This is a genomic window from Qipengyuania sp. RANM35, from assembly GCF_041021145.2.
GTDB classification, from domain to species: domain Bacteria; phylum Pseudomonadota; class Alphaproteobacteria; order Sphingomonadales; family Sphingomonadaceae; genus Qipengyuania; species Qipengyuania soli.
Genome location: NZ_CM196433.1, coordinates 2,413,493 through 2,427,846 on the forward strand (window position 1 = coordinate 2,413,493; position 14,354 = coordinate 2,427,846).

The window sequence follows — 14,354 nt, forward strand, 5'->3', positions numbered from 1 at the left end:
CCGATTTGGCGGCCAAGCCTTTAAATGGCAACAGTTTCATGGCCGGCCTGTCTCGAAAGACCGGCATGGTTTCAGGTCGTAGGCGGCTTGTGAAGCACCTGCACCGCCTCCCCCGCAACGGCCTTGCGGGCATGTGCAGCAGCACCTAGCACCGGATGTGGCAGCCGGGCATATTCGCTCGGACTCATGCCCATGAAGCGCTTGAAGTCGCGGACGAAATGAGCCTGGTCGTGGTAGTGGCTGTCGAGCGTCTCGATCCATTTGAGCGAGGGGTCGAGCATGAACTGGGCAAGGCTGCGCAGGAAGCGCTGTCGCCGTAGCAACATCTGGGGCGGGAACCCGAAGGCTGTGAGGCACAACCGCTCGGTCGAGCGAATGCTAAGCCCGCTTTCCGCAGCGAGTTCGGCAACGGTGTGGATCAGCGGGTCGACCAAGGCCCTTTCCAACCGGATGACTTCCTGATCGCGCTGCCCCGGCGGCCCCAGGGCGGCGCGCAGGGCGTCGACCAGCCGGTCGCGATGGCGTGCAGGATCTTCTCCCTGCTGCTCGAACACCGCATCCAGCAGGCGCAACCGGGTAAGCGCGGGCTCCTTCAGGACGTCCACGTGGCGGTCGGCATAATCGCTGGCAGGGGCCGAAGTCAGCCGGGTCCAGCCCAGCGGGAGCAGGCCGATGCCCCAAGAACGGCCAGGCCGCGCCACAAACCGCGTTGCATGACTGGTCGGACCGGTCATTACGACGCGCGCAACCTGTTCCAGCTCGGTGTTGCCGATTGCAGCCGAAATCGAACCATCTGGAATCAAGCGCAGGTTTGCCCATTCCGGATGCAGCCTGTCTTCCACGGGAAGGCAATCGTCGGCGCCGCTGATTTCCATCAGGTAAATGGTGGTGACGAAGGGGCGCAAATCCTCAGGCGGAAGATAGAAGCGCAATGCGACGCAATCTGCCCCCGTGCCGCGACTCATCGCCACCCACCTGCTGGCTGCAAGCTCGATTGCCCCGTGTTTGTGCTCTGTCTCTGCAACATCCCTGCCGTTGACCTAGCAAATCGTGCCACGAAGGCGATAGCCTATTTGGGTCGGTCGAGCGTCTGTACCGGAGATCCCCAGACACGCTGGCGTTCGCTCATGAAGGCGCTGATGATCGGGTGCGACATGGCGGCATATTCGCTCGGGGTCATTCCCATGAAACTGTGAAACTCGTGCACGAAGTGGGCCTGATCGTGGTAGTGTCGGTCAATTACCGAAGACCAGCTTCCTCCATCGAGCATGAAAGCGGCCAGCGTGCGCATCAACCGCTGCCTGCGCAGCAGGAGACGGGGCGAGAAGCCGAAATGGCGATTGCAGAGACGCTCAAGCGTACGCTTGGAAAAGCCGGTGCGCTCGGCGAATTCCTCCACCTGTAGAAGATATGGATCGACCATGACCTGGTTGATCATGGTGATCCGGTCGGACTCCTTGGGAGGCCCGGCCAGACCGCGGAAGAAGTCGATCAGAACCGCGAATTCACGGTCGTCGTCCGGCGCGTTGTCAAAGAGAAGGTCGGCCAGAGGGACGAACGGCGCAAAGATCGGATTCTTCTCACCGTCAGAAACCGTATTGGTGTGCTCACACGCCGGGGCCTTGATGAACCTTGCCCAGCCCAGCGGCATCAGCCCTATCCCCCACATTCGCGTGTTGCCCAGTTTGAAGTGAGCCGGACGCGAACTGGGACCGGTCGCCTGGAACCGGCATCCGTCTACTGAAGAACCTCCGACGATCTCGGCATATGGCGGATTGGAAGCGAAGAAGCGGAGGTTCGACCATTCCGGCTGCAGGCAATCCTCGACACTGTCGCAGTCAATGGGCTCGACCTCCATACGGTAGAAGGTCGTAAAGCAAGGCGCCAGGTCCTCTGGCGGCGCATAGAACTTGACGTCGAGCCGGCAGGTTCCGGTCATGGCCTCCCCCAGAAGAGAAAGCCGATCTTACCAGCTTGTATGTTCGCGACAAGTTGGCACGAAAAAGGGCGCCCCGATCCGGGACGCCCTCTTCTGATTCCGTCGACGGGAAGATTAGGCCGGAAGGGCCTTCTTCGCCTGGTCGATGATCGCCTTGAAGGCTGCGCCTTCGTTCATGGCGAGGTCGGCCATGACCTTGCGGTCGAGTTCGATGCCGGCCAGCTTGGTGCCGTGCATGAACTGCGAATAGGTCAGGCCTTCGGCGCGAACCGCTGCGTTGATGCGCTGGATCCACAGGGCGCGGAAGTTGCGCTTCTTAATCTTGCGGTCGCGATAGGCATACTGGCCGGCCTTCTCGACGGCCTGGCGCGCGATGCGGATGGTGTTCTTGCGGCGACCGCGATAGCCCTTGGCCTGGTCGAGAATCCGCTTGTGCTTCTGGCGGGTGGTCGTGCCGCGCTTGATACGGGACATGCTCTAGTACTCCTGAAAACGAAACGGGCTCAGTCGAGGCCGTAGGGGGCCCACTTCTTCACTGCCTTCCAGTCCGATTCGGACAGGACGGAGGTGCCGCGGTTCTGGCGGATGTACTTGGCATTGTGGCTGATCAGGCGGTGGCGCTTGCCGGCGACACCATGCTTGACCTTGCCCGTGGCGGTGAGCTTGAAGCGCTTCTTCACGCCGCTCTTGGTCTTCAGCTTGGGCATTTTCATCTCCTAACCGGAAAATGGGTGGTCAGAGACACGCTCGAACCGGCCCTGGCAGCCCTTTCAGCCAGGCAGGCACATGAATCACGTGTCGGTGAAGGGCGCGCGTTTAGCGTCTCGTGCGCCGAATGCAAGTCAGAAGTGGGAGAGGTAACCCCCGTCGACCGCCAGCGACTGTCCGGTGATGTAGGACGCCTCGGGCGAGGCCAGGAAGGCTACTGCTCCCGCGATCTCATCCGGTTCGCCCCAGCGCCCTAGCGAAGTGCGCCTTGCAAGGTGTTCGGCCACGCCCTGGTCGGCGACCATTTCCGCATTGGCCTGGGTCGCGAAATAGCCGGGTGCGACCGAATTCACCGTGATGCCATCGGGTCCGAGCTCAGCCGCGAGCGCGCGCGTCAACGCCGCCAGCCCGCCCTTCGACGCAGTGTAGGCAGCGTCACCGCGGGCGATCTCGGCAGCGATCGAGGTAATGTTGATGATCCGCCCATAGCCCCGCGCGCGCATCAGCGGCACGGCCCTCCGTGCAAGATCGAACGGCGCGACAAGATTGGTATCGAGCATGGCCCGCATCGCCGCCCGATCCAGTTCGGCAAAGGGTCGGCGATCACGATTGCCGACATTGTTGACGAGGATGTCGAGACCGCCTTCTTCGGCGATCTTGGCGAATGCGGCTGCAGTGGCCTCATCGTCGGAAATATCGAATGGTAGCGATCGTGCAGAGGTTCCGAGGCTGCCAACCACCGCTGCAAGGGCATCGCCATCGCGACCATTGAGCCATACAATCGCTCCCGCGTTCACGAGACGCTGCGCAATCGCCAAGCCCATCCCTCGGGCAGCACCCGTCACCAGCGCGACCCGACCTGACAGCGAGGGGTTCATGCCCCCGACATCGCCTCGAGAACATCCTCCAGCCTCGCGGGATCGCCCAGGGCGATGACCGTACCATCGCTGCCTGCGTCGAGCGGATGGCCCTGCCAATCGGCCATCATTCCTCCTGCGCCTTCGACCACAGGGACAAGCGCGGCGTAGTCGTGCAACTTCAGTCCGCTTTCCATGACGAGGTCGAGGTGACCGCTGGCGAGAAGGGCGTAGTTGTAGCAGTCGCCGCCATAGACCGGGTAAGGCCGCTTCGGATAAGCCTTGGCGACGACCCGGAGATAGGCGTCCACCTCTTCGTCGGCGAAGGCGTGCGGGCTGGTCGTGGCGACCGATGCGCCTGCGAGAGCGCCACAGGCTCGAGTGCGGATCGGCCTGCCATTGAAGGTCGTTCCTTCACCGATCGCACCGACCCAGCGTTCACCAAGGATCGGCTGGTCGATCACGCCGAGAACGGGCCAGCCGTCCTGCAGCAGCGCAATCAGGGTTCCGAAAATGGGTCGCCCGGCCACGAAACTCTGGGTGCCGTCGATCGGATCGAAGACCCATTGGCGCAATGCGCCTTCGCGGAGCGAGCCGAACTCCTCGCCGATGATTCCCTCGGTGGGACGCTCGGCCTCGACTATCCGGCGCATAGCCTCTTCCGCCGCACGGTCGGCGACCGTTACTGCGGTGTGATCGTCCTTGTGTTCCACCTGCCAGTCACCGCGAAAAAGCGGGCGGATGGCTTCTCCCGCGGCGTCCGCGAGGCGGTTGGCGAGCTCAATGTCTTTCGGCGTTACCATTAGGGACCTTGCATGCGGGCGACAAAGCGGCCCATAGAGTGCGTGCGCCGCGTGTCAAACGCGCGGTGCCAAGGCAAAGGGGCGCGGGGCAATCGACGATCCAGCCATCCATTCTTTGACGGGTACGTCGCGCCAGGGTGCCCCCCTGGCACAATCTCGCGCGGGCGCTCCGGACATCGTGACATGGTTCGATTGGCTGAGCGTTGCAGAAGGCGAGTTGCCCGAAGGCGCAACCGTTTCCTGCGGCATGCTGGGTGACCAGCCCTGTATGCGTCTGCTGTGGGGCGGGGTCTGGACCGCCGAAACCCGTGATGGTCACATGATTTTCGACCCGGGCGAGAAGGGCATCACGCTCTATTTCGGACCGCAGTCGCGATACATGCCGATCTCGGTCACAGGATCGTATCGTGCCCTTACCATGCATCTTGCCACGGGCGCCCCCGCAGTTCTTGCAGGGCCGACCCAGATTGATCTGCTCGACCGCATCGAGATTCATGAGGACATCGTCGGCCACGGCAAGCTGACCTCCAAGATACCGCTCGAACAGGATTACGAATGCTGGATGCAAGCGCTGGAGGAGCAGCTTCGCAGGTTCCTTGACGCTACGGGACGGCGCCTGCCCGATCCGCTTTCCGCATCCTTCGAACGGGAATGCATCGTCGCGCCCGATTTCACCATTTCCGAATTTGCAGCTGCCCATGGCGTTTCAACCCGAACGGTCGAAAGGGCGGTCAGACGCGACTTCGGCGTCAGTCCTACCTTCGCGCTGCGCCGTGCCCGGGCCCTTGATATGGCTGCCGCACTCCTCGACGTCGCGGAACCGGGCGCAGAAAACGAGATACGTCTGCGCTATTTCGACCAGTCGCACCTTATCCGCGAAATAAGGCACTTCTTCGGAATGAAGCCGAGCGAACTATCGGGACGCAAGCACCCGCTGCTGTCGCTGAACATGGAATCGCGGCAACGCCGCCGCATGCAGGCCCTTGCGGAACTGGAAGAGGAAGGTCGCCGGGGCGTCATACCGTGGCGAGAGCGCAGCACGCCTCCTGCCACTTAGCGCTCTCGGGCAGCAAATCAGTCGAAGAGCGAGCTGACCGATGCCTCGTCGGAAATACGGCGCACTGCTTCTCCGATGAGCGGAGCGATGGTCAGGATGCGGATTTTCTTGCTGTCCGAAGTCGCATCGGTGGCGCGGATGGTGTCGGTAATGACCAGTTCCTTGAGCGCCGAACCGTCGACGCGCGCTACTGCGCCGCCCGACAGCACCCCGTGCGTGATGTAGGCCGCGACCGAACTGGCGCCTTCGTCGAGCAGGGCCTGCGCCGCGTTGCACAGCGTGCCACCCGAATCGATGATGTCGTCGATCAGGATGCAGTGGCGGCCCTTTACGTCGCCGATGATGTTCATGACCTCGCTTTCGCCCGGGCGGTCGCGACGCTTGTCGACGATGGCCAGCGGGGCGTTGTCGAGCCGCTTGGCGAGAGCGCGGGCGCGCACCACGCCGCCGACGTCGGGCGAGACAACCATCAGGTCCTGGTCGCCGTAGCGCGCCTGGATGTCCGCGGCCATGACCGGCGCAGCAAACAAGTTGTCGGTCGGAATATCGAAGAAGCCCTGGATCTGGCCGGCGTGGAGGTCGACGGCCAGTACGCGATCGGCACCCGCCTCGGTGATCAGATTGGCCACCAGCTTGGCGGAGATCGGGGTGCGCGGGCCGGGCTTCCGGTCTTGGCGGGCGTAGCCGAAGTAGGGAACGACTGCGGTGATGCGCTTGGCCGACGCGCGGCGCAGGGCATCGATACAGATCAGCAGTTCCATGAGATTGTCGTTCGCGGGATAGCTGGTCGACTGGACGACGAAGACGTCCTCGCCGCGCACGTTCTCGTGGATTTCAACGAAGATTTCCTCGTCGGCGAAACGGCGCACCTGCGCGTCCACCAGCGGCATCTCGAGATAGGCTGCGATCGCGCGGGCGAGCGGCAGGTTCGAGTTGGCGGCCATGATCTTCATCGCAATCGAATCCCCGTTATCGGCTGTGGCAACCGCCTAGCCGAGAGTCATGGGATTGCAACATGCGAAGCGGCGGTTTCCCCGTCGCCAACGCCACAACCGTCCGTCACTTCGGGCGATGTTCGCCCCGGATCCAGCGCACGGTGCCAGAGCTGGCGCGCATCACCACGCTTTCGGTCGTCATGCGGCCATCGCGCAGATACTTCACGCCGTCGAGCAGCGAACCCGAGGTCACGCCCGTAGCAGCGAAGATGCAGTCGCCCTTCACAAGGTCGTCACGCGTGTAGATGCGGTCGAAATCGGTGATGCCCCACTTGCGTGCTCGGGCCTTCTCATCCTCGTTGCGGAAAACGAGGCGTCCGTTGAATTGCCCGCCGACACAACGCAACGCGGCCGCCGCCAGCACGCCCTCAGGAGCGCCGCCCTGGCCCATGTACATGTCGATGGTGGTGTCCTCGTCGGTCACCGCGATGACTCCCGCGACGTCCCCGTCACCGATCAGCACGACACCGCAGCCGAGGCCGCGCAGTTCGGCGATCAGCTCTGCGTGACGTGGCCGGTCGAGAACGCAGACGATGATGTCCGACGGTTCGACGCCCTTGGCGGCAGCGACCGCCTTAACATTCTCGGTCGGCGTCTTGGCGAGGTCGATGATGCCCTCGGGATAGCCGGGTCCGACCGCGATCTTGTCCATGTAGGTGTCGGGCGCGTTGAGCAGGCAGCCCTCTTCGGCAGCAGCCAGCACCGCGAGCGCATTGGGCCCCGCCTTGGCGGTTATGGTAGTACCTTCGAGCGGATCGAGCGCGATGTCGATCTTGGGCCCCTTGCCCGGTGCGCCACCGACCTTCTCGCCGATATAAAGCATCGGTGCCTCGTCCCGCTCGCCCTCGCCGATGACGACTGTTCCGTCCATGTAAAGAGTGTCGAAGGCCTTGCGCATCGCCTCTACGGCTGCGGCATCGGCGGCTTTCTCGTCACCGCGACCGATAAGCTTGGAGGCTGCAACCGCAGCTGCCTCGGTCACGCGGACCATTTCGAGGACGAGGATGCGATCGAGCGGGTTTTCGGCCGGCGAGTTCATATGCGGTTCAGTCCCTCAAAGCTGAATGGAGCAGCGGTCACAGCCCATTCGAATTCGTATGCGCGCGCCGATAGACAGGGGAAATGGCATTGTCGAGACGACTGACCCGGATCGTGCCAGTCATCGCTCTTCTGACGCCCCTTGTCCCCCTTCACGCCCAAGTCCAGCATGGCACTCCGCCCGAACGCATCGATCTGCTGGCAACGCAGGGGGAATATGAGGGTCCGCTTGAGGATTGCAGCGAAGAACAGGAAGCGGCAGCAATCTCGGGCGAGATCGTCGTCTGCCGCAGGAAGGCCGACACTTCCCGCTACGGCTTCGACAAGGAGGAATGGGAAAGCCGCTACGCCGACAAGACGCGCGACAAGGGCGACCCGCGGGCTCCGGACCTCGAGCCCCACTATCCCGGCGTGGTCGTGGCGCGAGGTTGTTTCATCCCGCCTTGTCCGCCGCCACCGGCCCTTTTCATCGATGTCACGGCATTGCCGGCAGCGCCTCCGGGCTCTGACGCGGATCGGATTGCACGCGGCCTTGCGCCGCTGGGACGTGACGCTGCTTCACCTCCGGCGTTGAAAGAAGAACTCGGCCTCCCTCCCGTGCCTTCGGTCGAACAACAGGTCAGTCCTTCAGAATCGGCATCACCAGAGGCGGAGCCGTCAGGCTAGGCGAGCCGTCGAGCAAGGCCAGTGCCTGGGTGACACAGCGCTCGGGACCCTCGTGCGTCACCATCGCGACCTGCACTTCACCACCATCCTCGTCGCGGCCGCGCTGGATGAGGCTCTCGATCGATACCCCGGCATCGCGCATGGCGGCAGTGATCTCGGCCAGCACACCGGGGCGATCCGCAACGGTGAAGCGGATGTAGTCGCGTCCCACGCGCTCGCCGGGATCGCCCGGGTCGAGTGTCTCAAGTTGCGCTACCGGCACAGAGAACGGTGCGCCAGCGAGACCGCGGGCAATGTCGATGAGATCGGCGACCACCGCACTTGCGGTAGGCCGGTCGCCTGCTCCGGCGCCTTGAAACAACAAGCGCCCTGCGAAATCTCCTTCGGCCACGACCGCATTGGTCGGGCCCGTGACGGCGGCAAGCGGATGGCGGAACGGGACGAGGCACGGGCGCACGCGCTGCATGAGTCGGCAAGTGCCGTCTTCACCCTCATCGAGATTGGCCACCCCGACCAGGCGCACGACATACCCCAGTGCGTCCGCCTGCGCGATATCGGTCGACCGCACTTCAGTGATGCCACTGGTGCGCACGCCAGCGAAATCGATCCGCGTGCCGAAGCCGATCGCGGCCAGGATGGCGAGCTTGTGTGCCGCGTCGATCCCCTCGATGTCGAAGGTCGGATCGGCTTCGGCATAACCCTGCTCCTGCGCCGCTTTCAACATGGCATCGAAGTCGGCACCGGTGCGCTCCATTTCGGAGAGGATGTAATTACAGGTGCCGTTGAGGATGCCGTAAATTCTGGTGAGCGCGTTGGCGGCCGTGCCTTCGCGCAGGCCCTTCACCACAGGAATGCCGCCCGCGACCGCTGCTTCGAATGCAAATGGCGCACCTTTGATTGCCGCGAGCTCGGCAAGCTCCATTCCGTGATGTGCGACCATCGCCTTGTTGGCGGTCACCAGACCCTTGCCCGCATCGAGCGCAGCACGAGCTAGACTCAGAGCCGGACCATCGGAACCCCCGACCAGTTCGACGACGACATCGACATCGGCCCGTTCGGCCATGGCCTGCATGTCATCGACCCAGGCATAGGGTGTAAGGTCGATACCGCGGTCCTTACTACGGTCGCGGGCATTGATCGCGACGACTTCGATCGCCCGGCCGGCACGCCGCTCGACCATGTCGCGATTGGTCTCGAGCAGGCGGATCACCCCTGTCCCTACGGTTCCGAGCCCGGCTAGGGCGATGCGTAGCGGTTCAGCCATGGCGCGCAGCGACCCCGCCACGTTTTCGAGCAAGCGATTTCATGTTTCGCGGACTAGCGCAGCAGGGCGTCTGCTGGGAACCAGTTTGTCTTGGCGTGCGCCAAGCGCAAGCTGTTACCGCTGCGAGCGCGTGCAGGGGCCAAGCTGCTGCATCACGTAGGCATAGTCCTGTGCTGCCAGAGCCCGCGCCTCGGAGTCACGGGAGAGATTCGCTTCGGCCGGCAGACGGGGCGGGAGGGCGCAGGCCAGGCGGTACCATTCCAGTGTCCCGGTCTGCGGCGGGCGGGCGGCCTGGTCGACGATCTCGGTCCAGGAGACGCCCCAGCGCGGTGCCTGGTTGGGTCGTCTCACAATCGTGACGGAAACCGGCCCATCGTTTTCCGTATCCAGGAAGAGCTGTGTTTCCGATTCGCCTACCAGCGTGCCACGAACGGAGAGCACGTCGCGCACCCCCGTCACCCGAGGAGGTGCATCGGGCGACAGTAGCGATGCAAGTACCGGGCGGAGTTGCGCCTCGAATTCTGGCGTGTACGCGTACTGCGCATCTGGCCGGACGAGCTGGAGCTGACCCGGGCGACCAGCCACCGGACGTGCGAACAGGACGAACTCCTGCTTCTTCAGCTTCGGCGCCTTGCCCTTTGCGGTCGGCGGCACATCGACAAGATAACGCAGCGATTCGCCAAGCGGCGCGCGGCCTGCGATCAGCGCGGTCGTCTGAGCTTCTACATAAAGGCGCACGTGACCGGGAGCGAGGCCGGGAGAGCGCTCGGGCTCGACCGCGACCTGGTCCTTCACCTTTGCGCGGACAACTAGCGGGGTGCCATCGGCGATCGCGACGACGTCGGCATAAGTCATGCCTGGTGTCGCCGGAACCTGCGCCGAAACGACGGCAGGCGACGATACAAGGGCCATGGCCAGCAGGATTGTCTGGGCTGGGTTGCGCATCTGGTCGGCTCCGTTCGGGAAAAAATTGTGCAGCTTGCAGTCGAATCGGTCAATCATCGCTGATGGTGCACGGTTCCCCGCCAGCAATCCCCGCAAGCCACTGAATCCGCGGTTAACCGATAAAGCGTTTGCCCAAGTTGGGAGTCGTAGCTAAAGCCACGAGCCGGGCCCAAGCCATGATACATTATTGCTTGGGGGAGAGGACTTGGGGTTTCTATCGGGAACCGCAGGCCTTCCGCATCGTCGTTAGCCCTAGGGGTTGCTGCGATGTTCGAAAGTTAATCGAGGTTCCGGGTCGCACGTATCGCACGTAATCCCGAAGAACCTCTCGTTCCCGGATCCCACCGGGACGACCGATGGAGTGAAGCGACCGAATGGCATATGCTGACCAACAGATGAGCGGCAATCGCGTTGTCGCGATCATCATTGTTGCCCTCATCCATATCGCTCTCGGTTACGCGCTTATCACGGGTCTCGCCTACGAGGCGGCGACCAAGATGATCGAGCGAGTGACCACGATCGATATCGAGGAGCCGCCGCCGCCCGAGCCGGAGGACGAACCTCCGCCGCCCGAACCCGACAATGCGCCGCCGCCGCCGGTGGCACCGCCGCCGCCGATCAATATCGCGCCGGCGCCGCCGCCGATCCGCACGCAGACCACGATTCCGCCGCCTGCACCGGTTGCGGTCCGTATCCCTGCACCTGCGCCGCCGGCACCGCCGCCGCCGCCCGCAGTGGACAAGGCTCGTGGCGCGACCCCCAAGGGTCAGGCAGGCTGGGCACGCCGCATCCAGCAGAACTATCCTCGCAAGGCCGAACGTGAAGGCACCGAGGGTTCTGTGGGCGTTTCCGTCGTGGTCACCCCCGACGGTCGCGTCGGCAGCTGCACCGTGACGCGTTCGAGCGGCTCGAGCGATCTCGACTCCGCGGCTTGCGACGGCATGACTCGTTATGCCCGTTTCAACCCCGCGCTGGACTCGGCTGGTAACGGTATTCCCGACCAGTATTCGACCACCATCGTTTACCAGCTCAACTAGTTTCATCCCGCCCGGAAGGCGGGCACACATTACCTAAAAGGACCACTCGCTATGACCTTTGAAATTCTTGCAGCTGCCGCCGATGCGGCTCCGCAGAGCTCCTTCGGTTTCCTCGAAGCCATGGAACAGGGCGGTATTATCGCCTGGTCGATTTTCACCGTTCTCGTAATCATGTCGGTCGGCTCGTTCTACATCCTCTTCACCAAGCTGTTCGAACAGCGCAAGGTGATGGCGCAGTACAAGAGCGTCCGCACCAACTTCTGGAAGGCCAACAGCCTTCGCGAAGGCGCCACCAAGCTCGAGAAGAACAGCGCATGGCGCCAGCTCGTCGATGACGCCGTCACTGCGGAAGACCAGCACGCCAAGATGACCGACAAGCTCGAGGCCCATGACTGGATGCACGGTTCGCTTGCTCGTTCGGAAGACACGATCAACTCGAAGCTGGCCAGCGGCCTGCCGTTCCTCGCAACCGTTGGTGCAACCGCACCGTTCGTCGGCCTGCTCGGTACGGTTATCGGTATCTACCGCGCACTGATCAACATCGGCATCGCCGGTTCGGCCTCGATCGACAAGGTCGCGGGTCCGGTCGGTGAAGCACTGATCATGACCGCCATCGGTCTGCTCGTCGCGGTTCCGGCCGTTTTCGCCTACAACTGGCTGCAGGGCCGCAACAAGCGCATCCAGGAAATGCTGAGCGCTTTCTCGACCGATCTGCTCGCCTACATCAACTCGAACGGTTCGGTTAAGCCGGCCGTGATGACCGCGCCGTCGACTCAGCAGGCCGCCAAGGCTGCTGCTACGGCCCCGGCTGCGAAGAAGTAATCGATGCCTTGCGAGGGGTTGCCGCGGCAACCCCTCGCAGCAAACGCATCGAGCCCAAGAATTTCGAACGATAGGATTTGAACCATGGCGATTTCGACAGGAGGAGGAGAAGGTACTCCGATGTCGGACATCAACACCACGCCCCTGGTGGACGTGATGCTGGTGCTTCTGATCATCTTCCTCATCGCGGTTCCGGTCGCGATCCAGACCATCGAAAAGCTGGAAATCCCGGTCTTCGAATCGGTCGAATCGAAGGACAAGGTGGAGAATCTCCTCCTGACCGTCAGCACGACCGATGAAGCCGGTCGCAGTGCGGGTGAGCCCGGCTTTACCGGAGCTTCGCGCAGTGGCCAGTGCAGGGTCTACTTCAACAACATCTCGGCAGTCTCTTCCGAAGAGCTTTACGACCAGGCGTTCGAACGTCTGGACGCGATCGTCCAGCGTGCTGGCGGTCCTGAAGCGATCATGGAAGACCCGGACAAGATCCCGCAGGTACACATTCGCGGTGACGTGAATGCCCCGTGGTCCTGCGTTGCCGGTGCGATCTACAACGTCCAGGCGGCGGGCTACCCCACCGTCGGGTTCATCTCGAACCCGGTCGACCCCAACGGTTGATCGCGCGGTTCGACAGAGAAGACTAGGAGTAACCCACTATGGCAATGTCAGGCGGCAAGGATGATGGCGCGCCGATGATGGAAATGAACATGACGCCGTTGATCGACGTCCTGCTCGTTCTCCTCATCATGTTCATCATCACCATTCCGGTGGCAACCCACTCGGTCGACATCGACCTGCCCCAGCCGAACCCGACCCCGCCCGACGTGATCGTCGAGCCGGAGAAGAACAAGCTGGTGCTTACGGTCGACAACCAGATCCTCTGGAACGGCAATGCCATCGATCTCGGCCAGCTGCGCACGCTTCTGGCAGAATCGACCCAGATGGCTGTCGAACCCGAACTGCAGTTCGAACCGGAAGCTCTCGCCAGCTACGATCTCGCGGCAAAGGTGCTGCAGGTGATCAAGGCCAGCGGCGTGACCAAGTTCGGCTTCGTCGGCAACGAGCGTTACCGCACTTTCGGCAAGGCTGGATAAAGCACCGGCGTAGCCGACACAAAGAAGCGGAGAAGGGGCGGAGCGATCCGCCCCTTTTTCTTTGTCCGAAAGGGGAGCGGAAGCTGCTTCTCTTTGCTTCAGGGATATGCGAGCCCGCAAGCAGCTTGCTCATCACATCATTTTGTGATGTTATTACGTCTCTCATACGGGAGTCGCATGTGCCCTACACTCACCGCCGCTGTGTCACTACGTACCGTCCGATGTCGGAATTGAACATCACGCCTTTGATAGACGTCATGCTGGTACTCCTCATCATGTTCATCATGGTCATTCCGATCGCGACGCACTCGCTACTCATTCCCCTTCCTAATGCTCCGGGCCGCTTTGAAATCCTGGAGGTCAACACGGTCCACATTGATGAAAGCGACCGGGTTTTCTGGAATGGTCTAGAGCTAGATCGCCAGGAGCTGTTGAACCAGTTGGCCAGTGCGGCGAAGAATACCGACCAGCCTCTCGTGCGCTTCGAGCCTGACGCTCGGGCCAGCTACGACAAATCAGCCAGGACGCTCGCCCTCATCAAAGATTCCGGCGTGCGAAGGTTCGCGTTCATCGGCAACGAACGATACCGGAATTTTTATGCCGAATAGGTGGAAGCGGCGCGCAGGCGCTCGGATCAGGACCAGATTTGACCACGGCGAGCCCATCAGGTGGCTCGGACTTGTACCCTTGGCCGGCATTTTCGCCATTGCCGCAGCCCTGGTTCTCCTGACCTACGGCATCACACCGCACCTGCTGACCGTCGCTTTCCCCCTGCCCGGGCCCCATGAAGCAGGCCCCCTATCTCCTCCCGTAAACCGGCTGATTATCAGGGAAAACGGGGCCCTTCTCTGGAACGGCGAGCCTGTTTCGGATCGCGACCTTGCCCTCATCCTCGACCAGCACGCCCAAATCGAGCCGCGGCCCGCTCTTCTGTTCACTCCGGATGCCAAGGCATCCTACGCGCGGGTTCTCGAGGTTCTCGGTATGGTGCGTTCGAAGGACCTGGTGGATCGATGCTTCAGGTTTTCGGAAATCTCGCGATACCGCCACTATGACCGGCCTGCGACCTTCGATACCCATGCCCCTGCCCATAGCGAAAACTGCTCGCCACTGCTGAAGCTGGATTGAAGCC

Annotated in this window: 18 protein-coding genes; 8 read left to right on the top strand and 10 right to left on the bottom strand. The window is 62.6% G+C overall.

Features of this window, described 5'->3' with window-relative positions; all coding sequences use genetic code 11:
• Positions 1-71: 71 nt before the first annotated feature.
• The 6 genes from RAM60_RS12050 to RAM60_RS12075 all read right to left on the bottom strand — a co-directional run bounded on the left by RAM60_RS12050 (position 72) and on the right by RAM60_RS12075 (position 4,307).
• Positions 72-965 (bottom strand): helix-turn-helix domain-containing protein, encoded by an 894-nt coding sequence (locus RAM60_RS12050; protein ID WP_369026565.1) that lies wholly within the window; start codon positions 963-965, stop codon positions 72-74.
• A gap of 104 nt (positions 966-1,069) precedes the next feature.
• Positions 1,070-1,939 carry a helix-turn-helix domain-containing protein gene (locus tag RAM60_RS12055; protein ID WP_369026564.1) on the bottom strand — a complete coding sequence of 290 codons (870 nt, stop codon included), beginning with the start codon at positions 1,937-1,939 and terminating at the stop codon, positions 1,070-1,072.
• 114 nt (positions 1,940-2,053) lie between these two features.
• Positions 2,054-2,413, bottom strand: a complete 360-nt coding sequence (rplT, locus tag RAM60_RS12060) for a 50S ribosomal protein L20 (protein ID WP_200981592.1) — start codon at positions 2,411-2,413, stop codon at positions 2,054-2,056.
• A gap of 29 nt (positions 2,414-2,442) precedes the next feature.
• Positions 2,443-2,646 (bottom strand): 50S ribosomal protein L35, encoded by a 204-nt coding sequence (rpmI, locus tag RAM60_RS12065; protein ID WP_200981593.1) that lies wholly within the window; start codon positions 2,644-2,646, stop codon positions 2,443-2,445.
• A 135-nt stretch (positions 2,647-2,781) separates the two neighbouring features.
• Positions 2,782-3,525: an SDR family oxidoreductase gene (locus tag RAM60_RS12070; protein ID WP_369026563.1), complete on the bottom strand. Its 744-nt coding sequence runs from the start codon at positions 3,523-3,525 to the stop codon at positions 2,782-2,784.
• Positions 3,522-4,307 (bottom strand): inositol monophosphatase family protein, encoded by a 786-nt coding sequence (locus tag RAM60_RS12075; RefSeq protein ID WP_369026562.1) that lies wholly within the window; start codon positions 4,305-4,307, stop codon positions 3,522-3,524. The genes RAM60_RS12070 and RAM60_RS12075 overlap by 4 nt, the downstream gene beginning before the upstream one ends.
• A 178-nt stretch (positions 4,308-4,485) precedes the next feature.
• On the opposite strand from RAM60_RS12075, the gene RAM60_RS12080 reads away from it, so the two are divergent.
• Positions 4,486-5,364, top strand: a complete 879-nt coding sequence (locus RAM60_RS12080) for a helix-turn-helix domain-containing protein (protein ID WP_369026561.1) — start codon at positions 4,486-4,488, stop codon at positions 5,362-5,364.
• A 17-nt stretch (positions 5,365-5,381) separates the two neighbouring features.
• Here the strand turns inward: RAM60_RS12080 and RAM60_RS12085 are convergent, their stop codons facing one another.
• Positions 5,382-6,317: a ribose-phosphate pyrophosphokinase gene (locus tag RAM60_RS12085; RefSeq protein ID WP_200981597.1), complete on the bottom strand. Its 936-nt coding sequence runs from the start codon at positions 6,315-6,317 to the stop codon at positions 5,382-5,384.
• A gap of 106 nt (positions 6,318-6,423) precedes the next feature.
• A complete protein-coding gene (gene glpX / locus RAM60_RS12090; RefSeq protein WP_369026560.1) occupies positions 6,424-7,398 on the bottom strand; it encodes a class II fructose-bisphosphatase in 975 nt (324 codons plus the stop codon).
• Positions 7,399-7,481: 83 nt separating this feature from the next.
• Here glpX and RAM60_RS12095 point away from each other — a divergent pair, with 83 nt between their 5' ends.
• Positions 7,482-8,063, top strand: coding sequence for a hypothetical protein (locus RAM60_RS12095; RefSeq protein ID WP_369026559.1), 582 nt, complete (start codon positions 7,482-7,484; stop codon positions 8,061-8,063).
• On the opposite strand, the gene RAM60_RS12100 is transcribed toward RAM60_RS12095, so the two are convergent.
• Together RAM60_RS12100 and RAM60_RS12105 are read right to left on the bottom strand one after the other, a co-directional pair.
• Entirely contained in the window at positions 8,017-9,327 is a 1,311-nt protein-coding gene (locus RAM60_RS12100) for a homoserine dehydrogenase (protein WP_369026558.1), read from the bottom strand. The two genes, RAM60_RS12095 and RAM60_RS12100, sit on opposite strands and share 47 nt — an antisense overlap.
• Before the next feature lie 114 nt (positions 9,328-9,441).
• The gene (locus tag RAM60_RS12105) at positions 9,442-10,272 is read right to left on the bottom strand and encodes a hypothetical protein (protein ID WP_510639778.1); all 831 of its coding nucleotides are present in this window, start codon (positions 10,270-10,272) and stop codon (positions 9,442-9,444) included.
• A gap of 374 nt (positions 10,273-10,646) precedes the next feature.
• On the opposite strand from RAM60_RS12105, the gene RAM60_RS12110 reads away from it, so the two are divergent.
• The 6 genes from RAM60_RS12110 to RAM60_RS12135 all read left to right on the top strand — a co-directional run bounded on the left by RAM60_RS12110 (position 10,647) and on the right by RAM60_RS12135 (position 14,350).
• Positions 10,647-11,309 (top strand): TonB family protein, encoded by a 663-nt coding sequence (locus tag RAM60_RS12110; RefSeq protein ID WP_200981600.1) that lies wholly within the window; start codon positions 10,647-10,649, stop codon positions 11,307-11,309.
• A gap of 51 nt (positions 11,310-11,360) precedes the next feature.
• The gene (locus RAM60_RS12115) at positions 11,361-12,131 is read left to right on the top strand and encodes a MotA/TolQ/ExbB proton channel family protein (RefSeq protein ID WP_369026556.1); all 771 of its coding nucleotides are present in this window, start codon (positions 11,361-11,363) and stop codon (positions 12,129-12,131) included.
• Between the two features lie 84 nt (positions 12,132-12,215).
• Positions 12,216-12,746 (top strand): ExbD/TolR family protein, encoded by a 531-nt coding sequence (locus RAM60_RS12120; protein WP_200981602.1) that lies wholly within the window; start codon positions 12,216-12,218, stop codon positions 12,744-12,746.
• A 38-nt stretch (positions 12,747-12,784) separates the two neighbouring features.
• Positions 12,785-13,222 (top strand): ExbD/TolR family protein, encoded by a 438-nt coding sequence (locus RAM60_RS12125; RefSeq protein ID WP_200981603.1) that lies wholly within the window; start codon positions 12,785-12,787, stop codon positions 13,220-13,222.
• Between the two features lie 221 nt (positions 13,223-13,443).
• On the top strand, positions 13,444-13,830 hold the full coding sequence (locus RAM60_RS12130; RefSeq protein WP_369026555.1) for an ExbD/TolR family protein: 387 nt from the start codon (positions 13,444-13,446) through the stop codon (positions 13,828-13,830).
• 79 nt (positions 13,831-13,909) lie between these two features.
• Positions 13,910-14,350 carry an ExbD/TolR family protein gene (locus RAM60_RS12135; RefSeq protein ID WP_369026554.1) on the top strand — a complete coding sequence of 147 codons (441 nt, stop codon included), beginning with the start codon at positions 13,910-13,912 and terminating at the stop codon, positions 14,348-14,350.
• Positions 14,351-14,354: the final 4 nt, after the last annotated feature.